The organism is Rhizobium sp. Root1204, from assembly GCF_001424965.1.
In the GTDB taxonomy this organism is placed as follows: Bacteria; Pseudomonadota; Alphaproteobacteria; order Rhizobiales; family Rhizobiaceae; genus Pararhizobium.
The window spans coordinates 252472-271353 of sequence record NZ_LMCZ01000042.1 but is presented as its reverse complement, the minus strand read 5'-3'; the positions used below and the strand labels follow the sequence as shown (position 1 = coordinate 271353).

The following is an 18882-nucleotide window of genomic DNA, read 5'->3' as shown; positions in this document are numbered from 1 at the left end:
TGTGGGAGAAGGGACGCTCACCGCCGCTGCCAGCCTCGTCTCCGATGTTGTGGTTTTACCGCCCTCAAGCTGAACGGTTCCGGAACCGGCCGTTCATCCTGCGTTTATCGGCGGATTGCGCTTTTGCGGCGGTGTTTTACTCTTGTGTCGAAGGGGGCTTGAAGGCCGTAAAAACAATTCCCATCTCCTTCTCACGGGCGCCGAAGTCGGGCTCGTTCCACCGGTTCTGCCATCGCCGCATACGGGATGACGGAGCCAAGATCGCACACCAGTTGCTCACAAGAGGACACCATGCGTCACGTTGATTTTTCCCCCCTTTACCGTTCCACCGTCGGTTTCGACCGTCTCTTCACCATGCTCGACAGTCTCGGCCAGCCGGACCAGTCGCAGACCTATCCGCCCTACAATATCGAGCGGACCGGCGAGAGCACCTACCGGATCACCATGGCCGTTGCCGGGTTTGACGAAAGTGAACTTTCGATCGAAGCCCGCGAGCACACGCTGACCGTCAAGGGCGAGAAGAGCGAAGAAAAGGCAACTGAAAACCAGTTTCTGTATCGCGGCATCGCCAAGCGCGCCTTCGAGCGCCGCTTCCAGCTCGCCGACCACGTGGAAATCCAGTCCGCTTCGCTGAAGAACGGCCTGCTTCACATCGATCTCCTGCGCGAGATCCCGGAAGCCGCCAAGCCGCGCCGCATCGACATCGTTGCCGCCCAGTCGGCGCCGAAGCAGATCGAAGCCACGCAGGTCACCGGCAGCACCAACTAAGCTGTTGATGAGACGATGCAGCGTCTGAGCGGGCGCTGTTGATAATCCAGAGCCGTTTGCAGCCGCGTGTTGCAAACGGCTTTTTTTATGAGGGAGTCTCGCCGCTGTAATAGCAGCGAGGCGGCGATTTTGCGCTGGAGAAAAAGAGGGTTTGATGAGCGAATTGTCCCCCGTGCTGCCCGTTGAGGCACTGCCACCGGAGTGGCGTATCCGGCTGTCGTCCTATCATTTCGAGCGCGACGAGGTTGGTCAGTCCGCAGCTGGCGTCTTCAAGCTGGTCGGGGATGGAAAGCCAGACCTCTTTGTGAAATGCGAGCCGGCTGGGCCGTTTGGCGAATTGCCCGACGAGGCAACACGATTGCTATGGCTGGCGGGGGCGGGGATTGCCTGCCCGAACGTTGTTGCGCCGGACGTTCACGACGGCCAGAACTGGCTGCTGCTCAGCGCTATCCCGGGGCGTGATTTGTCGGTTGCGCCGATCACGCCGCAACAGTGCATCGAAATCCTGGCCACCGCTTTGCAGCTGCTGCACGCCATCGATATCCGGACCTGCCCGTTCGACCAAAGCCTTTCCGGCCGGCTGGCGCTAGCCAAGGCGCGGATGGAGGCAGGCGAGGTTGACGAGGACGACTTTGATGAGGCGCGGCTTGATCAATCGGCCGAAGACCTCTTCCAGCTTCTTGAAACACAAAAGCCTGACGGCGCCGACCTCGTTGTGACGCATGGCGATGCGTGCCTGCCGAACCTGCTGGCGCAGGATGGGCGGTTCAGCGGGTTTATCGACTGCGCCCGTCTGGGCGTCGCTGACCGCTATCAGGACCTGGCGCTTGCCTATCGCAGTGTTTGTGACGATTTTGGCGAGGCTTGGGGACAAGCCTTCCTTGATCTCTACGGTGTCCCTCAGCCGGATCGCGCCAAGCTCGCTTATTATCAATTGCTGGACGAGTTTTTCTAAACTCCGGCGGCTTTACTCCGCCGCGGCAACCGCGAGGCGCCGTGAGCGTTCGGCATATTTCTGGGCGATCACCGCGCAGGCCATCAGCTGGATCTGGTGGAACAGCATCAGCGGCAGGACGATGCTGCCGATGCCCTGGCCGGCGAAGATGACGTTGGCCATCGGCACGCCGCTGGCAAGACTTTTCTTGGAGCCGCAGAAGGTGATGGCGATCTCGTCTTCCCGCGAAAAGCCCATCAGGCGGCTGCCATACATGGTGACGATCAGCACGATGGCCAGAAGCAGGATGTCGAGCACGATGACGACCGTGATGTCGCGGATGGAGAATGTGCTCCAGATGTGTTCCGTCACCGCCTCGCTGAAGGCGAGATAGACGACCATCAGGATCGAGCCGCGATCGACCGGCATCAATAGTTTCTTGCGGGCGCGGATGAAGTTGCCGATCCATGGCTGCAGGATCTGACCGAGGATGAACGGGGCAAGCAACTGCAGCAGGATCTGCTCCAGGGCATCGAGCGAGAAGCCTCCCTGGCCGCCGGAGGCAAACAGCAGGCCGACCAGCAGCGGTGTCAGGAACATCCCGAAAATGTTGGAAGCGGACGCGGCGCAGATCGCTGCGGGCACATTGCCGCCCGCCATCGACGTGAAGGCGATCGACGATTGTACGGTCGAGGGCAGGACGCAAAGGAAGAGGATGCCGGTGTAAAGGGCAGGGGGCAGAACGCTTTCCGGCAGGAAGCCGATGGCCAGACCGAGCAGCGGGAAGAGCACGAAGGTCGACGCCAAAATCACGAGATGCAGCCGCCAATGCAGCACACCGGCCACCACGACATCGCGCGACAGCCGCGCTCCATGCAGGAAGAACAGAAGGCCGATGGCGATTTTCGTCGCCAGGCCAAACCACTCTGCCGGTTTGCCGGAAATGGGCAAGAGCGATGCAAGGATCACCGTACAGACGAGCAGGATGGTGAAAGTATCGGGCAGGAAGCGGCGCATATTGATCGTCCAGGTCATCGGAAAGCAGATGGCGGCATCATTGTCATTATGATATCGAATGCAAGAAATAACGATTATCACATTTCAGGATGATCAATGCTGGATCTGGTGCAGCTTCGCAGTTTTCTCGCCGTCGAGCAGATGGCGAGTTTTACGCTTGCGGCCGAGCGGCTGGGGCTCGGGCAATCGACGGTCAGCCAGCATATCCGCCGGCTGGAAGCCGATCTTGGCCGCAAGCTGGTCGAGCGCGATACGCATCGGGTGTCGCTGACGGCGGATGGTGAAGCGCTACTGGGGCCGGCCCGCGCCATGCTGTCGCTGGATGGGCAGGTGAAGTCGCTGTTTGCCGAGCGCAGCCTGCATGGGCGGCTGCATCTTGGCGTGTCGGAAGATTTTGTCATGAGCCGCCTTCCGGCGGTGCTCGAGGATTTTACCCGGGCGCATGCTTCGGTCGATCTCGAGCTGACCGTCGCCTTGAGCGGCACGCTTTACCAGATGCAGGATGAGGGCGCGCTCGATCTGGTGCTGGCCAAACGGCGGATCGGCGATGCGCGGGGCCAGCTGGTTTACCGCGAGCCGCTGGTCTGGCTGGCGCGTGATCCCGAACGGGTGATGCGCGGTGATGTCTTGCCTCTAATCGCCTTTCCGCCGCCGAGCATTACCCGCAGCGTGGCGTTGGAAGCGCTTGAGCGGGCGAGTGTGCCGTGGCGGATCGTCTGCACCTGCGGCAGTCTCAGCGGTCTGACGGCTGCGGCGCGTGCAGGCATGGGCGTTCTGGTGCAGCCACGCAGCATGGCACCGGCGGGCTTGCGGGAAATCACCTCGGATCGGCTGCCGCGGCTTGAGGATGTGGAATTCGTGCTGGTGGCGCGGCGTGGCGCGGACAGGGCACTGGTGGAGGCCCTGTCCGGCGAGATCCTGACTACGGTCGGCGGCCCGCAGGCCGCAGCCGCGACAGGGAAATCAACGCTCTGATCAGAGGGCTTTCAGGAACTGGTCGACATTCTCCGGTGTGGTCGCGAAGCTGGCGACCAGGCGGTAGAGGCCTTCGTCTTCTGAAACGGAATCCGCCAGCGCATGAGGCACAGGCCAGTCATAGAAGACGGCGCCGTCTGCCTGAAGTTTTGCGGCAACCTCTTTTTTCAGGACGACGAAAAGCTCATTGGAGCCGGTCGGCCAGGCAAGGTGGGCGCTGTTCGACCGTTCGATGCCCGCGGCAAGCCGGTCTGCCATGCTGTTGGCATGGCGGGCGAGATCGAGCCAGAGATCACCTTCGAGATAGGCATCGAACTGGGCGGCAATGAAGCGGGACTTCGAGAAAAGCTGGGCGGAGCGCTTGCGCAAGTAGCCCATTTCTTCGGCCTTCGACGTATCGAACAGGATCAGCGCCTCGGCGCACCAGCAACCGTTCTTGGTGCCGCCGAAGGAGAGCAGGTCGATGCCGCGTTTCCAGGTCATTTCGGCCGGTGTTGTGCCGAGTGTCACAAGCGCGTTGGCAAAACGGGCGCCATCCATATGCAAGGGGAGCTTTGCAGACTTGGCGATGGCAGCGATCGCATCGATTTCGTCGAGGGTATAGGCGGTCCCAGCTTCGGTCGCCTGCGTCATGGTGATGGCCATCGGCTGGCCGCCATGGACACCGCCGCCACGGGTGCGCTGGATTTCCTTTTCCAGACGGGCCGGATCCATCTTGCCCATGGGGCCATCGACCGGGGCGAGCTTGGCGCCGTGCGAGAAGAATTCCGGCGCGCCGCATTCGTCGGCGTTCACATGCGCTTCACGGTGGCAGAGCACGTGGCCGCCCGGGCGATTGGTACTGGCCAGCGCCAGGGAATTGGCGGCGGTGCCGGTGGCGACGAAGAACACCGCGACGTCGCGCTCAAACACATCGGAGAGCTTCTTTTCCACACGTTTGTCGAGTTCGCTGGTGCCGTAGGCGGAGGCAAAGCCACCGGCCGCCTTGACGAGGCTTTCGGCAATCACGGGATGGGCGCCCGCCCAGTTGTCGGAAGAGAAAATCATGATGTGATCCTGCTATTTCGGGGGAAATGCCCCGAATTGATTGGTCCGGAGTGACCATAAGGATGCTGTGGCGGCAATCAATCCGTTCGAAGCGAGATAGGGACAATGTCAGACCAGTTTGAAACCAAATTGAAGAAAATGAGGAGTTGTCGAAAGAAAATTACAAAAAGACGAAATTAACCGCAATGTTCGGCAAAATTCGGTCGAATATTTTGCATTAGTGGTCTTGCGGAAGAGGGGGCTTTCTGGCATAGAGCCTATGAAATAGGACAGTATGACTGTCCTATTTCGGTCTCAAGACCGGAAAGACGCCGGAAAGCCCGCCTGATGCGGTTGCCGGCTGACGATTGTAGACCGCGCCGGACGCTCTGTCGTCCGGGCCGGCGGGACAGTCTCGATGGTCGTGAGCACTCTGTGCCTGATGCCATCGATGGTTCATTTGCGACCGCATCAGGATCATGCAACGATAATGCCGGTGCCGGCCTCGACGGGACTCTTGCCCGCAAAAGCCTGCCTGGACTGCGGAAATATCCGGCCATGCCGGGTTAACAGGAGGGAAGACGATGACGGACTTTACGCCATCCACCGTAACTGGTCTCAACACTGTGCGCCAAGCGGCGACGGTTGAGAAAACAACCGCATTTCCGGGCCTGCCGAAAAAACAGGGTCTTTATGATCCAAGCAACGAGCATGACGCCTGCGGCGTCGGCTTTGTCGCCCATATGAAGGGCAAGAAGTCCCACCAGATCGTCAAGGATGGCCTGTTCATCCTGGAAAACCTGACGCATCGCGGCGCTGTCGGCGCCGATCCGCTGATGGGCGATGGCGCAGGCATTCTGGTGCAGATCCCCGACCGTTTCTTCCGTGAGGAAATGGCCTTGCAGGGCGTCATTCTGCCGAAGGCCGGAGAATATGCCGTCGGCTACCTGTTCATGCCGCAGGACGAAGCGCAGATCGCCCATTTCAAGCAGGTGATCTCCGAGGTCGTGGCTGAAGAAGGCCAGACGCTGCTCGGCTTCCGCGAAGTGCCGGTCGACAATGCTTCACTGTCCAAGGCTCCCGATATCGCCGCGACCGAGCCGTATCATGTTCAGGTGTTCATCGGCGCTGGCCGCGATGCTGCGACCAATGCTGAATTCGAGCGCCGCCTGTTTACCCTGCGCAAGGTGATTTCCAACCGCATCTATGATGCATTCGAAGGTGCGGAGACCGGTTTCTATCCGGTGTCGCTGTCGACCAAGACCATTGTCTACAAGGGCATGTTCCTTGCCTATCAGGTCGCGGCCTATTTCAAGGACCTCGCCGATCCGCGCTTTGAATCGGCTGTCGCCCTCGTGCACCAGCGGTTCTCGACCAACACCTTCCCATCGTGGAAGCTGGCGCATCCCTACCGCATGGTCGCCCATAACGGCGAAATCAACACGCTGCGCGCCAACGTCAACTGGATGGCGGCGCGTCAGGCGTCGGTCTCCTCGCCGCTGTTCGGGGACGATATCTCCAAGCTCTGGCCGATTTCCTATGAGGGCCAGTCGGATACCGCCTGTTTCGATAACGCGCTCGAATTCCTCGTGCAGGGCGGTTATCCGCTGTCGCATGCCGTCATGATGCTGATCCCGGAAGCCTGGGCCGGCAACCAGCTGATGGCGCCCGAGCGCAAGGCATTCTACGAATATCATGCCGCCCTGATGGAGCCATGGGATGGCCCCGCCGCCGTCTGCTTTACCGATGGCAAGCAGATCGGCGCGACGCTCGACCGCAACGGCCTGCGTCCGGCGCGCTACCTCGTGACCGACGACGATCGCGTCATCCTCGCCTCCGAAGCCGGTACACTGCCGGTCAACGAAGAGAGCATCATCAAGAAGTGGCGTCTGCAGCCGGGCAAGATGCTGCTCATCGATATGGAGGAAGGCCGGATCATCTCCGACGATGAGCTGAAGTCGACCCTTGCCAACCAGCATCCCTACCGCCAGTGGCTGGACAACACCCAGCTCATCCTGGAAGACCTGAAGCCGGTCGAGCCCCGGGCGCTGCGCCGCGACGTATCGCTGCTCGATCGTCAGCAGGCGTTCGGCTACACCCAGGAAGACACGAAAATCCTGATGTCGCCGATGGCGACGACCGGCCAGGAAGCCATCGGCTCGATGGGAACCGACACGCCGATCTCGGCAATGTCGGACAAGACCAAGCTGCTCTACACCTATTTCAAGCAGAACTTCGCGCAGGTCACCAACCCGCCGATCGACCCGATCCGCGAAGAGCTGGTGATGAGCCTGGTCTCGTTCATCGGCCCGCGCCCGAACCTGCTTGACCATGCCGGCATGGCGCATGCCAAGCGGATGGAAGTGCGCCAGCCGATCCTGACCAACGGTGATCTCGAAAAGATCCGCTCGATCGGCCACACCGAAGACCGGTTCGACACCAAGACGCTCGACTTCACCTATGACGTGACGCGCGGTGCCGAAGGCATGCCGGAAATTCTCGACCGGCTGTGCGAGCGGGCGGAAGCGGCCGTCAAGGGCGGCTATAACATCATCGTGCTCTCCGATCGTCAGATCGGCCCGGACCGCATGGCGATCCCGGCACTCTTGGCCACGGCGGCTGTGCACCACCACCTGATCCGCAAGGGGCTTCGCACCTCCGTCGGTCTCGTCGTTGAAACCGGCGAGCCGCGCGAAGTGCACCATTTCTGCCTGCTGGCAGGCTATGGTGCCGAGGCGATCAACCCCTATCTCGCCTTCGACACGCTGACCGACATGCACAAGCGCGGTGAGTTCCCGAAGGAAGTCGATGGCAGCGAAGTCGTCTATCGCTACATCAAGGCGGTCGGCAAGGGCATCCTCAAGGTCATGTCCAAGATGGGCATCTCGACCTACCAGTCCTATTGCGGCGGACAGATCTTCGACGCGATCGGTTTGAGCTCCGAACTGGTCGACCGCTATTTCTTCGGTACGGCAACGCAGATCGAAGGCATCGGCCTTGAAGAGATCGCCAAGGAAACGTTCAACCGCCATCAGGCAGCCTTCGGTGCCGATCCGCTCCTGAAGAACACGCTCGATATCGGTGGCGAATATGCCTACCGTATGCGCGGCGAAGGCCATGCCTGGTCGCCGGACGCTGTTGCCTCACTGCAGCATGCCGTTCGCGGCAATGCCGAGGACCGTTACCGCGAATTCGCCGAGATGGTGAATGGTGCGGCTCTGCGGATGAACACCATTCGTGGCCTGTTTTCGATCAAGGGCGCTGACGCCATCGGCCGCAAGCCGATCTCAATCGACGAAGTCGAGCCGGCAGCCGATATCGTCAAGCGGTTCTCGACCGGCGCCATGTCGTTCGGATCGATCTCGCGTGAAGCCCACACGACACTGGCTGTCGCCATGAACAGCATCGGCGGCAAGTCGAACACCGGTGAGGGCGGCGAGGAAGCCGACCGTTACCTGCCGCTCTACGATGGCTCGCGCAATCCGGAACGTTCGGCGATCAAGCAGATCGCCTCCGGCCGCTTTGGCGTGACGACCGAATATCTGGTCAACGCGGACATGTTGCAGATCAAGGTGGCACAGGGGGCCAAGCCCGGCGAGGGCGGCCAGCTGCCCGGCCACAAGGTGGACGCGACTGTTGCCAAGACCCGCCATTCGACGCCGGGCGTCGGATTGATTTCGCCGCCGCCGCACCATGACATCTATTCGATCGAAGATCTGGCGCAGCTGATCTACGACCTGAAGAACGTCAACCCGGAAGCGGATATCTCCGTCAAGCTGGTCTCGGAGGTCGGTGTCGGCACGGTTGCGGCCGGTGTCGCCAAGGCGCGCGCCGATCATATCACCGTCTCTGGCTATGACGGTGGCACCGGTGCTTCGCCGCTGACATCGCTGAAGCATGCCGGATCTCCGTGGGAAATCGGTCTTGCCGAAACCCATCAGACCCTGGTGTTGAACGGTCTTCGTTCGCGCATCGCGCTGCAGGTCGATGGCGGCCTGAAGACCGGCCGCGACGTCATCATCGGCGCGCTGCTCGGTGCCGACGAGTTTGGCTTTTCGACGGCGCCGCTGATTGCTGCCGGTTGCATCATGATGCGCAAGTGCCATCTCAACACCTGTCCGGTGGGCGTGGCGACGCAGGATCCGGTCCTGCGCAAGCGCTTCAAGGGTGCGCCCGAGCATGTGGTCAACTACTTCTTCTTCGTGGCCGAGGAAGTGCGTGAAATCCTGGCGTCGCTCGGCTTTGCCAAGTTCGACGAGGTCATCGGACTTTCCGAACTGCTCGAGAAGGATGCGATGATCTCGCACTGGAAGGCCAATGGGCTCGACTTTTCCCGCATCTTCCACAAGGTCGATGCGCCGAAGGAAAAGACCTACTGGACCGAAAAGCAGAACCATCCGATCCACGACATTCTCGACCGCAAGCTGATTGAGCAAGCAAAGCCTGCGCTGGAATCGAAGACGCCGGTGACGATCGAAGTCGATATCAAGAACGTCGACCGTTCGGCGGGTGCGATGCTCTCCGGTGAAGTGGCCAAGCGTTACCGTCACAAGGGCCTGAAGGATGATACGATCACGGTGAAGCTCACCGGTACGGCTGGACAATCCTTCGGCGCGTTCCTGGCGAACGGCATCACCTTTGAGCTGATCGGTGACGGCAACGACTATGTCGGCAAGGGGCTCTCGGGTGGCCGCATCGTCGTGCGCCCGCCGGAAAATTCCAAGATCGTCGCTGCCAAGTCGATCATCGTTGGCAACACCGTGCTTTACGGCGCGATCTCCGGCGAGTGCTACTTCAACGGTGTTGCCGGTGAACGCTTCGCCGTGCGCAACTCCGGCGCCATCGCGGTTGTCGAAGGCGTGGGCGACCATGGCTGCGAATACATGACCGGCGGTGTTGTCGTGGTGCTCGGCGAAACCGGCCGCAACTTTGCAGCCGGCATGTCGGGCGGCGTCGCCTATGTCCTGGACGAGAGTGAAGACTTCCCCATGCGCTGCAACATGGCGATGGTCGAACTCGAGCCGGTTCCGGAAGAAGACGACATGCTGGAGAAGCTGCATCATCACGGCGGAGACCTCATGCACAAGGGCATGGTCGATGTCGCCGGCGACATGACGCGCCATGACGACGAGCGGCTTTACCAGCTGATCTCCAATCACCTGCACTACACCGGCTCGCCCCGTGCGAAGGAAATTCTCGATCACTGGGTCGAGTTCCGGCCGAAATTCCGCAAGGTCATGCCGATCGAATACCGGCGTGCGCTTGAGGAAATGGAGCGCATGCGGATGGGCATTGCGGCGGAATAACCGCCGATCTGTGACAACGCACCCCGGTGGCCGAAAGGCGCGGGGGTGCATCTGGCGCGCTCACAGCGAGCGTCTACTCGGATTAGAGATATCAGGAATTCACGATGGGCAAGGTTACAGGCTTCATGGAAATCGACCGGCAGCTGGCGAAGTATCAGCCGGCATCGGATCGCATCCGGCATTTCCGCGAATTCACAATCCCGATGTCGGAACCCGAAGTGCAGAAACAGGCGGCGCGCTGCATGGACTGTGGCATCCCCTATTGCCACGGCCCGACTGGCTGCCCGGTGCACAACCAGATCCCTGACTGGAACGATCTGGTCTATACCGGCAACTGGGACGAGGCGATCCGCAACCTGCACTCGACCAACAATTTCCCGGAATTCACCGGCCGTATCTGCCCGGCGCCCTGCGAGGAAGCCTGCACGCTGAACCTTGAAGATGCGCCGGTAGCGATCAAGACCGTCGAGCAGGCGATTGCCGACAAGGCCTATGAAATGGGCTACATCGTGCCGCAACCGGCTTTTACAAAGACCGGCAAGAAGGTGGCGATCATCGGTTCAGGCCCTGCCGGCATGGCAGCGGCTCAGCAGCTGGCCCGCGCTGGTCATGAGGTTCACGTGTTCGAGCGCGAGAGCAAGCCCGGCGGTCTGCTGCGTTACGGCATCCCGGACTTCAAGATGGAGAAGAACTTCATCGACCGCCGCGTTGACCAGATGCGCGGCGAAGGCGTGACGTTCCATTGCGGCGTCAACGTTGGTGTCGACCGCACCGTCGATAGCCTGATCGCCGAACACGATGCCGTGCTCTATTGCGGCGGTGCGGAAACGCCGCGCGATGCCGGTATTCCAGGCGTCGAATTCACTGGCGTGCATGACGCGATGCCCTATCTCGTCCAGCAGAACCGCCGTGTCGGCCGCGAAAACATCGACAGCGCCGGCTGGCCGTCGGACCCGATCTTGGCCGGCGCGAAGCACATCGTCGTTGTCGGCGGTGGCGATACGGCCTCCGACTGCGTTGGCACCGCCTTCCGCCAGGGCGCCGTCAAGGTCACCCAGCTCGACATCCGGCCGCAGCCGCCGGAAAAGGAAGACAAGCTGGCCGTCTGGCCGTTCTGGGCGACCAAGATGCGCACCTCGTCATCGCAGGCCGAAGGTGCCGTGCGCGAGTTCCAGGTGGCGACACTTGAATTCGTCGGCGAAGACGGCGTGCTGACCGGCGTCAAGTGCTGTCAGGTCGATGAGCGCCGCAAGCCGATTGCCGGTACGGAGTTTGTCATCAAGGCCGATCTCGCCTTCATCGCCATCGGCTTCAGCGGCCCGGGCAAGGACAGCGTGCTGAAGGATCTGGGCGACAAGCTGGTTATCGGCAAGGACAAGCGCGGCGGCTCCTTCGTGACTGCCAATGACAAGGACTACCGGACCTCGGTCGACAAGGTCTGGGCAGCCGGTGATGTGCGCCGTGGCCAATCACTGGTCGTCTGGGCGATCCGCGAGGGCCGCCAGGCGGCTCGGGCGATCGATGAAGCCCTGATGGGCTCGACGACCCTGCCGCGCTGATCCAGCGCGGTCGCGGGTGAAACCGGTTTGGAACGCCGCGTGCCGTCTGGTGCGCGGCGTTTGCCGTTCTGCGACTGCTGGAAATTGGGCTCAATGATGGCGGCGCGAATCGATGCAACATTAACTTGCTGCAATGAAACGGTAATAAACCTTTAATTTGTAAATATTCGTAGTGCCTATAATATTCATCTCAAGCGTAATTCTTGGGAGTTCAGTATTTTCCGCCAATACTGACGGTTTTCTGAAGTTTCTTCTTGAAAAGAACGCTGCCGATCACCCGACGCCGCGTTCCCATGACCGGGAACCATGACGCCGCACCCCAACGAGTTCGTAAGGGACCCTTTGTCATGTCTAACATTCTCCTGACTCACCGTGCCGCAGCGCTGGTCGGAGCCGCCTTCTTGGTCGGCGCGGCGGCGTTGCCCTTCACCATCCATTCAACAACTGCAATGGCAGCGTCCGCACCTGCCATCGCGCCGCTCGCCACCAACGGATCTTTCGCGGATGTCGTTTCTCTCGACAAGCCGGCGGTCGTGACCATTACCACGACGATGAAGGCGACCGACGTGAGCGATAGCGGCAGCAATTCGCCGATGGACGAGCAGTTCCGCCAGTTCTTCGAGCAGCAGGGTATTCCGATGCCGAAACAGGCGCCGCAACACCAGGACGGTGAACGCGCCATGGCTCTCGGATCCGGTTTTATCGTCAGCAGCGACGGCATCATCGTCACCAACAATCATGTCATCGACAACGCTATCGACATCAAGGTAACGCTTGATGACGGAACGGAACTGCCGGCCAAGCTTCTGGGCGCGGATCCGAAGTCCGACCTCGCCGTGCTGAAGATCACCGCCGGTAAGCCGCTTGCCACACTCGCCTGGGGCGATTCCGATACCCTGAAGCTGGGCGACCAGATATTGGCAATCGGCAATCCGTTTGGCATTGGCACGACAGTGACGGCCGGTATCGTTTCGGCCCGTGGCCGCGATTTGCACAGCGGCCCCTATGACGACTTCATCCAGATCGACGCACCGATCAACCACGGTAATTCCGGTGGCCCGCTTGTCGATCACTCAGGCAATGTCGTTGGCATCAACACCGCGATCTACTCGCCGAATGGCGGTAGTGTTGGTGTCGGTTTCGCCATCCCCTCCGATCAGGCGCAGAAGATCGTCGCCAAGCTCGAAAAGAGCGGATCGATCGATCACGGTTATCTCGGCGTGCAGATCCAGCCGGTAACGGCAGACGTTGCCGACGCCGTTGGCCTGACCAAGGCGGAAGGCGCTCTGGTGGCTGCCGTCAATGCGGGTACCCCCGCAGCACAGGCGGGCCTGAAGACGGGCGATATCGTCATGACGGTCGGCAATGAGGCCGTGAAGTCGCCGCACGATCTGTCGCGGCTGGTTGCCGATCTGTCGCCGGGTGCAAAGGAAGCCATGACCGTCTGGCGTGATGGCAAGATCGTCGACCTCAGCGTTACTGTCGGTGGCAATGATGGCGACCAGAAGCAGGCGTCCGCCGCCAAGGATGACAGCAAGGTGCAGACCGGGCCGAGCATCGGCGTGGCGCTTGCCGACCTGACGCCGGATGTCCGCCAGCAACTGAACCTGCCTGACAATGTCACGGGTGCCGTCGTTGCCAAGGTCAACCCGGACAAGCCGGCTGCCGCGGCCGGTATCCAGGCAGGCGATGTCATCGTTTCAGTCAACGACAAGGCTGTCGTGAGTGCCGGTGACGTCAAGACAGCGATCGCCAATGCGGTGAAGACCGGCCGCAAGTCGGTGCTGTTGCTCATCGAGCGCGGTGATCAGAAGACCTTTATCGCAGTGCCGTTCGCGGCCGCCTGACCTCGGTTGGCAGCCTTATTCGCAAGATGCGGGCTGCTGAAGACCCCATCCTCCTGGCGGAAGGAGGATGGGGTTTCTCTGTTTGCCGAAGGATCCCTGGTATCAGTTGCGAATGACGGGATTGCTGATCACCGTTTCCGGTTTTGACAGCCGGAAATCATCCACCCGGCCCACGGGGGCTTCGGCGACTTCGCCTTTTTCGACGAGACGGTCGCGCGGGCTTTTGCCGTTGCTGGTCAGGGTGGCGCCGCCGCCGAGCAGCGTGGCGCTGCCGTCAAGTTCAGGATCGTCAAGACCGATCGGCTGGGTCTGGATGATGTCTTCGTTGGCGGTGGGGGCAGCCACGACCAGATCCTTCATGCCGTCGGCGCCGGGAATGTCCTGGGCCGAGGCAGCTGCATCGCCCAACAGCTTGCGGATGTCCTTCTCCACGTAGAAGGCAAGCTTGCGCTTGCCGGCCTTGGTGAGGTTGATGCCGTCTGATCCGCGCAGGCGGACCTGCTGGCCGTTGATGTCGGAGCCCGTCATAACGAACTTGCCGTCCTCATCGACGAACCCGTCCCAGATATCGACAAACGTGCCACCCACCTTCTCGGTTTCCGTGCGGAAGATACCGTTCAGCGTCACCATGTCGGCCGTCATCGATGTCGACTGGAAGGGCGGCATGCCAACCCAGAGCAGCGGCGTCTTGTCCTTGCGGGCAAGGGCCGCGAAGGCGCCGGTCCTGCGGGTGTACTCGGCAAGCCAACTGTCAGTCCGGAACTTTTCCTTCTCGCTGCCGATCGCCATCTGCTGGCGCTCATTGGCACCGAGGCTGATGATAATCAGCGCCGGCTTCGTCTCAGTGATGTAGGCGGGCAGGTTTTCCGGCCAGTTGAAATAATCCTCACGCACGAGGCCCGATGAGCCGTTGGCGCGGGTTTCGATAACGATGCCGGGGGTTGTCTCGAAGGCAGTCTTCAATCCGTCACCGAGGCTGCCGGCCATGAAGTCGCCGACGACGAGGACTTTCTTGGCGGTCTCCAGCTTTTCGACGACGACAGGAGCGGGTTCGACCGGGGCCGGTTTCGCTTTCTGCTGCGTCTTTCTGGCCTTCGGGCGTTGCTGCTGTTGTGGCTGTCTCTGCCGCGGCTCGTAGATCGGAGCGTCGTCATAAACCGGTGGCGGCTGGCGGCGGCCGAACCCGAACAGCATGTCGAGAATGGTACGGCGCTCCTGCGCCTGCGCCGGGCGTGGTGGTTCCATGACGAATGCAGTCAAGCCGATCGCAACGACGATCAGACCGTTGAACAACCGGTGAAAGCCGTTGCTGCTGTTTCTGCCGCTCATGCACCTGTTCCGTACTGATCTGCACTGACGTTGAAAGTGTCTCTAGACAAATGCGCAACGCCTCTCCTTCGAAAGGCGTTGCGCGAAGCATGCATCCGCATTGTGCCGCAATTGAGAGCGTCTGATGCTCCCGGCCGCACCTATTTCCGCAGGGCCTTCAGCAGGTGCTGCGTCGGCTCACCGTCGGGGGAGAGGCCATTGCGGTTCTGGAAGGCCTGGATTGCGGCTTTCGAGCCGGAGCCGAAGTTGCCATCGACTTCACCGTCGTAATAGCCGAGCTCCTTCAGTCGGGTCTGCAGCTCGAACTTCTGCTTGATGTCGAGCGAACCATCCGGGCGGCTCCAGGCCTGCTGCATGCCGCCATAGCCGGCAATCTCGTCGGCCAGAAGACCGACGCCCAGGGCATAGGAGTCGGACGCGTTGTAGCGCTTGATGACGAAGAAATTCTTGGTCATCAGGAAGCCGGGGCTACCATCGCCGCCGGGCATTTTCAGCTCAGCCCGGGTGTCGCCGTTGCGGAAGCCCTTGCCGTTGGGGCGCGTGAACCCGAGGGCTGCCCACTGGGCAACCGTTTTCGTCTGGCCGGCATACTGGCTGCCGTTTCTCGGCGGCGCGACTTCATAGCCCCAGGTCTGCCCCGATTGCCAGCCATTCTTCTTCAACAGGTTGGCCGCCGTCGCCAAGGCGTCCGGCACCGAGTTCCAGATGTCCTTGTGGCCATTGCCGTCGGCATCGATCGCGTAGAGCAGGTAGCTGGTCGGAATGAACTGCGTGTGGCCCATGGCGCCCGCCCAGGAACCGTTCAGTTCACGCGGGGTCACATCGCCATTCTGCAGGATCTTCAGAGCGGCGATCAGCTGCGTCTTGGCATATTTGGACCGTTTCGGGTCAGCATAGGCCAAAGTGGCGAGTGCGCGTGGGACGTAATGCAGGCGATCGTCCTTTTCCAGGACGGCACCATAATTGGATTCCATCGACCAGATGGCCAAGAGCACGTTCCTGTCGACACCGAAATGCTTCTCAAGTGCGGCGAGCGTACGGCCATGCTTGACCGACATCTCCTGACCAACCTTGCGGGTGTAGGGATTGACGCGGCTGTCGATATATTCCCAGATCTTGCTCTTGAACTCGGGCTGATAGGCAGCCTTTTGCAGCACATCGGGATCGGGTGTCTTCACGCCGGCAAAGGCCTGGCGGTAGGTTGCCTTGGTGATGCCGCTCTTGGCTGCCGTGGCATAGAAGCTGTTGATCCAGGTCTCGAAGCCCGCGTCAGCCGAGGCTGTCGACGGGGAAAACAGGGCTGCGGCGGTCATGAACGCGGCGGCAGCACAGCGAAGAAGAGTGTTTCGGGTCTTTGTCATCAGCTGTCGTTTCCGTTGGTCGGCGCTCTGCTGCGATCAGGAGGTTGACCGGCGGTGCGCAAATTTACAGTTTTAGAGCCAGCTTCATGTATGGGTTGCATACATGTGGTTCCATTCTCGGGCTGTCCGGCCCAGGAGGCAACCGCCAGGACCGGAATCTTACGAAAATGAAGTCAACAAATTCTTTACCATGAATGGGTGGTAAGGTCTTCCTTTGCAAAAAAATAGCAATTTGACGTTTATTCCCTATTGATACAAACCCTAACCGATTTAAATCACAGTGCCGTGATCCTGGAGATGTCAATGACTGACAAGCGTAAAGTTCGTAAAGCCGTTTTCCCCGTCGCTGGTCTTGGAACCCGGTTCCTGCCCGCGACCAAAGCCGTTCCCAAGGAAATGCTGACTGTCGTCGACAAGCCGGTGATCCAGTATGTGGTGGACGAGGCGCTGAACGCCGGCATCGAACATCTGATCTTCGTCACCGGCCGCAGCAAGCATGTGATCGAGGATTATTTCGACATCCAGGTCGAATTGGAACAGACCTTGCGTGAACGCAACAAGACGGCCGAACTGACGCTGCTTGAAGGCATTCTGCCGGTTGCCGGCAGCACCAGCTTTACCCGCCAGCAATCGCCGCTCGGTCTTGGCCATGCCGTCTGGTGTGCGCGCGAACTGGTTGGTGACGAGCCCTTTGCGCTGCTTTTGCCCGACATGATCATGCAGGCCGAAAAGGGCTGCCTCAAGGGCATGGTCGAGCTTTACGAGCAGAGCGGCGGCAACGTCATCGCCGTCGAGGAATGTGCCCCCGACCAGACCCATAAATACGGGATCGTCGGCGCGGGCGAAAAGGTCGGCGACGGGTTCAAGATCACCAAGATGGTCGAAAAGCCACCGCAGGGCACGGCCCCGTCGAACTTCTTCATCAACGGCCGCTATATCCTGCAGCCGGAAATCTTCTCGATCCTCGCCACCCAGGAGCGCGGCGCCGGCAACGAGATCCAGCTGACCGATGGCATGCTGAAGCTTGCCCAGACGCAGGATTTTGCCGGGTATCATTTCCGCGGCAACACCTATGACTGCGGCATGAAAGAGGGCTTCATCCTGGCCAACGTCGCGTTTGCCCTGGCGCGCGGCGACATCCGGCCGGGCGTGGAAGGCCCGCTGAAGGCTTTGCTTCAGGGCCTGAAATAAGCCCAGCCGATAGAAAAAGAGCCCCGCTGACGAAACCGTCAGTGGGGGCTCTTGTTTGACCACTTTCCGGATCAGCGGCGCAGCGTCAGCCCGACGCCGACGCGAGCGATGTTGGTCGAAGGGCCGCTGTCGCGATCCGTGTGCTCATAGCTGACATCGCCGGTCAGGGCGAGGTAGCGGTTGAGATCCCAGGTAAGGCCGGCACCCGTCAGCCAGACTTTTTCGTCATCTGAATTGCCGCTGGGGAAATTGCGGAAGGTCAGGCTGTTGGATAGCCGCGCCACGAGGGCGGTGCGCAGTTCGTGGGTTGCCCGGCTGCTCAGCGTATAGACCATGGCACCGCTTTCCCCCGGGGTCGTCGATGGATCGAGACCGGTGGAGACGCCATAGGCGATATTGGTACCGCGCTGCGGTGACCAGTTGATCGTGCCGTCGACGGTGAAGCCCCTCAACTCATCGAGCCGGTTGTCGTCGAACCTGTAAGTCTGATAACCGAGCGCGATCTCGCCGTTGAGCTTCTCGCCAAGATCGGCCTCGATACCAGCGCGGGCACCGTAGCTGTCATAGGATCTCTCGTATCCGAGCATGTCTTTGCGAAGGTCGTAAATCGACTTGCCGGCCGATGCCTCGATGAAGGGAATAAGCGCGGGCGAAAGCTCGTAACCGACCCGTACGGTGACAGCGCCCGCATTGCGGTTTCGATCCTTGCGCGACAGGCTGCTGCCGTTCTCAAGTTCCACGTCGCCATAGGTGTATCGATCGAAATCGACCTTGGCGGAACCCCGCAGGATACCGAAATCGCGTTCTATTCCGGCGCCGAGTGTATACTGGTTGACGTCGGACTGGCTCGTCGCCCTACTGATGGCGTTTGGATCGGACGAATCCTCGCGCTCGAAATGGTAACCGGCCTTCAGCGTCGCTGTGGTCTGCTCGGACAGGTCGAGCCGCAGGGCCGCTTCGATGTCGGCCGTCGGCTCGGTCTCGCCGGTGCCGGAAACATTGCGCTGCCATGTGCCTTCGCCAGTGACCGTCAACTGGTGACGGGACCAGTCCGAGGTGAGCGTGCCTTTCAGGCCGGTCTCCAGATAGCTGCGGTTTTCCTTCGAGTCGCCGGTCTTGTTGCTCTCGAAATTGTAGGTCTGGCCAAGCGTCGGCTTCAGGGTGAAGCTACCCAGGCGGATCCCCTGCGCATCGTTGCGATCGATATCGAGCTGCGACCGGAGGCCATCGACGGTATTTTCCCGCAGGTTGGTGCGGGCCATGTCCTCATCGATCATCGGGTCGTTGAGCAGCGGTTCGCCGGCATCGGTGCTGATCGAGCCGGTGGTGATTGCTGCATCCTGCACCGGCGTGGCGCCAGGAAGCGTTACGGCATTCGGCGTGGTTGTGTTGCTTGCAGCCGTGCCGTCCGTTGCGGGAAGAAGGGCCTGAGCGGAGAGAGTTTGCGGCAAAAACATCGCGCAGCCAGCCATCAACCAGGCCGCAGCAGCTGCCGGGCGCGGGAGGTTCGTCCTCTTCGTGCGTGGGTAGAATGGCGTCATCTGCCGAATGCCCGGAAATCCGTTTACC

Annotated in this window: 13 protein-coding genes; 7 read left to right on the top strand and 6 right to left on the bottom strand. The window is 60.8% G+C overall.

Annotated features, from left to right (window positions below):
• Positions 1-291: 291 nt before the first annotated feature.
• Together ASC96_RS29280 and ASC96_RS29275 are read left to right on the top strand one after the other, a co-directional pair.
• A complete protein-coding gene (locus tag ASC96_RS29280) occupies positions 292-768 on the top strand; it encodes an Hsp20 family protein (RefSeq protein WP_037100077.1) in 477 nt (158 codons plus the stop codon).
• A gap of 154 nt (positions 769-922) precedes the next feature.
• Complete coding sequence (locus ASC96_RS29275; RefSeq protein ID WP_060506553.1) at positions 923-1723, top strand: APH(3') family aminoglycoside O-phosphotransferase; 801 nt, start codon at positions 923-925, stop codon at positions 1721-1723.
• 12 nt (positions 1724-1735) lie between these two features.
• Here the strand turns inward: ASC96_RS29275 and ASC96_RS29270 are convergent, their stop codons facing one another.
• Complete coding sequence (locus tag ASC96_RS29270) at positions 1736-2719, bottom strand: bile acid:sodium symporter family protein (RefSeq protein WP_060506611.1); 984 nt, start codon at positions 2717-2719, stop codon at positions 1736-1738.
• 96 nt (positions 2720-2815) lie between these two features.
• Between ASC96_RS29270 and ASC96_RS29265 the strand changes: the two genes are divergently transcribed.
• Positions 2816-3694 (top strand): LysR substrate-binding domain-containing protein, encoded by an 879-nt coding sequence (locus ASC96_RS29265; protein WP_060506552.1) that lies wholly within the window; start codon positions 2816-2818, stop codon positions 3692-3694.
• Here the strand turns inward: ASC96_RS29265 and ASC96_RS29260 are convergent, their stop codons facing one another.
• A complete protein-coding gene (locus ASC96_RS29260) occupies positions 3695-4741 on the bottom strand; it encodes a low specificity L-threonine aldolase (RefSeq protein WP_060506551.1) in 1047 nt (348 codons plus the stop codon).
• Positions 4742-5304: 563 nt separating this feature from the next.
• On the opposite strand from ASC96_RS29260, the gene gltB reads away from it, so the two are divergent.
• Both gltB and ASC96_RS29250 read left to right on the top strand, forming a co-directional pair.
• Entirely contained in the window at positions 5305-10026 is a 4722-nt protein-coding gene (gltB, locus tag ASC96_RS29255; RefSeq protein WP_060506550.1) for a glutamate synthase large subunit, read from the top strand.
• 104 nt (positions 10027-10130) lie between these two features.
• On the top strand, positions 10131-11585 hold the full coding sequence (locus tag ASC96_RS29250; RefSeq protein ID WP_060506549.1) for a glutamate synthase subunit beta: 1455 nt from the start codon (positions 10131-10133) through the stop codon (positions 11583-11585).
• 211 nt (positions 11586-11796) lie between these two features.
• Here ASC96_RS29250 and ASC96_RS33105 read toward each other — a convergent pair whose 3' ends face one another.
• Positions 11797-11934: a hypothetical protein gene (locus ASC96_RS33105; RefSeq protein WP_156393909.1), complete on the bottom strand. Its 138-nt coding sequence runs from the start codon at positions 11932-11934 to the stop codon at positions 11797-11799.
• On the opposite strand from ASC96_RS33105, the gene ASC96_RS29245 reads away from it, so the two are divergent.
• A complete protein-coding gene (locus ASC96_RS29245; RefSeq protein WP_060506548.1) occupies positions 11933-13432 on the top strand; it encodes a DegQ family serine endoprotease in 1500 nt (499 codons plus the stop codon). The two genes, ASC96_RS33105 and ASC96_RS29245, sit on opposite strands and share 2 nt — an antisense overlap.
• A gap of 102 nt (positions 13433-13534) precedes the next feature.
• Here ASC96_RS29245 and ASC96_RS29240 read toward each other — a convergent pair whose 3' ends face one another.
• Both ASC96_RS29240 and ASC96_RS29235 read right to left on the bottom strand, forming a co-directional pair.
• Positions 13535-14677 carry a DUF459 domain-containing protein gene (locus ASC96_RS29240; protein WP_082512313.1) on the bottom strand — a complete coding sequence of 381 codons (1143 nt, stop codon included), beginning with the start codon at positions 14675-14677 and terminating at the stop codon, positions 13535-13537.
• A gap of 224 nt (positions 14678-14901) precedes the next feature.
• Positions 14902-16122, bottom strand: coding sequence for a lytic murein transglycosylase (locus ASC96_RS29235; RefSeq protein ID WP_060506546.1), 1221 nt, complete (start codon positions 16120-16122; stop codon positions 14902-14904).
• Between the two features lie 303 nt (positions 16123-16425).
• Here ASC96_RS29235 and galU point away from each other — a divergent pair, with 303 nt between their 5' ends.
• A complete protein-coding gene (gene galU, locus ASC96_RS29230) occupies positions 16426-17313 on the top strand; it encodes a UTP--glucose-1-phosphate uridylyltransferase GalU (RefSeq protein ID WP_060506545.1) in 888 nt (295 codons plus the stop codon).
• A 71-nt stretch (positions 17314-17384) separates the two neighbouring features.
• Here the strand turns inward: galU and ASC96_RS29225 are convergent, their stop codons facing one another.
• Complete coding sequence (locus ASC96_RS29225) at positions 17385-18770, bottom strand: outer membrane beta-barrel protein (protein WP_244482367.1); 1386 nt, start codon at positions 18768-18770, stop codon at positions 17385-17387.
• Positions 18771-18882 lie beyond the last annotated feature (112 nt).

Excerpts from the sequence above, each read along its gene's own strand:
- ASC96_RS29280 (WP_037100077.1), top strand. The coding sequence starts at position 292 with ATGCGTCACGTTGATTTTTCCCCCCTTTACCGTTCCACCGTCGGTTTC.
- ASC96_RS29275 (WP_060506553.1), top strand. The coding sequence starts at position 923 with ATGAGCGAATTGTCCCCCGTGCTGCCCGTTGAGGCACTGCCACCGGAG.
- ASC96_RS29270 (WP_060506611.1), bottom strand. The coding sequence starts at position 2,719 with ATGCGCCGCTTCCTGCCCGATACTTTCACCATCCTGCTCGTCTGTACG.
- ASC96_RS29265 (WP_060506552.1), top strand. The coding sequence starts at position 2,816 with ATGCTGGATCTGGTGCAGCTTCGCAGTTTTCTCGCCGTCGAGCAGATG.
- ASC96_RS29260 (WP_060506551.1), bottom strand. The coding sequence starts at position 4,741 with ATGATTTTCTCTTCCGACAACTGGGCGGGCGCCCATCCCGTGATTGCC.
- gltB (WP_060506550.1), top strand. The coding sequence starts at position 5,305 with ATGACGGACTTTACGCCATCCACCGTAACTGGTCTCAACACTGTGCGC.
- ASC96_RS29250 (WP_060506549.1), top strand. The coding sequence starts at position 10,131 with ATGGGCAAGGTTACAGGCTTCATGGAAATCGACCGGCAGCTGGCGAAG.
- ASC96_RS29245 (WP_060506548.1), top strand. The coding sequence starts at position 11,933 with ATGTCTAACATTCTCCTGACTCACCGTGCCGCAGCGCTGGTCGGAGCC.
- ASC96_RS33105 (WP_156393909.1), bottom strand. The coding sequence starts at position 11,934 with ATGACAAAGGGTCCCTTACGAACTCGTTGGGGTGCGGCGTCATGGTTC.
- ASC96_RS29240 (WP_082512313.1), bottom strand. The coding sequence starts at position 14,677 with ATGGAACCACCACGCCCGGCGCAGGCGCAGGAGCGCCGTACCATTCTC.
- ASC96_RS29235 (WP_060506546.1), bottom strand. The coding sequence starts at position 16,122 with ATGACAAAGACCCGAAACACTCTTCTTCGCTGTGCTGCCGCCGCGTTC.
- galU (WP_060506545.1), top strand. The coding sequence starts at position 16,426 with ATGACTGACAAGCGTAAAGTTCGTAAAGCCGTTTTCCCCGTCGCTGGT.
- ASC96_RS29225 (WP_244482367.1), bottom strand. The coding sequence starts at position 18,770 with ATGTTTTTGCCGCAAACTCTCTCCGCTCAGGCCCTTCTTCCCGCAACG.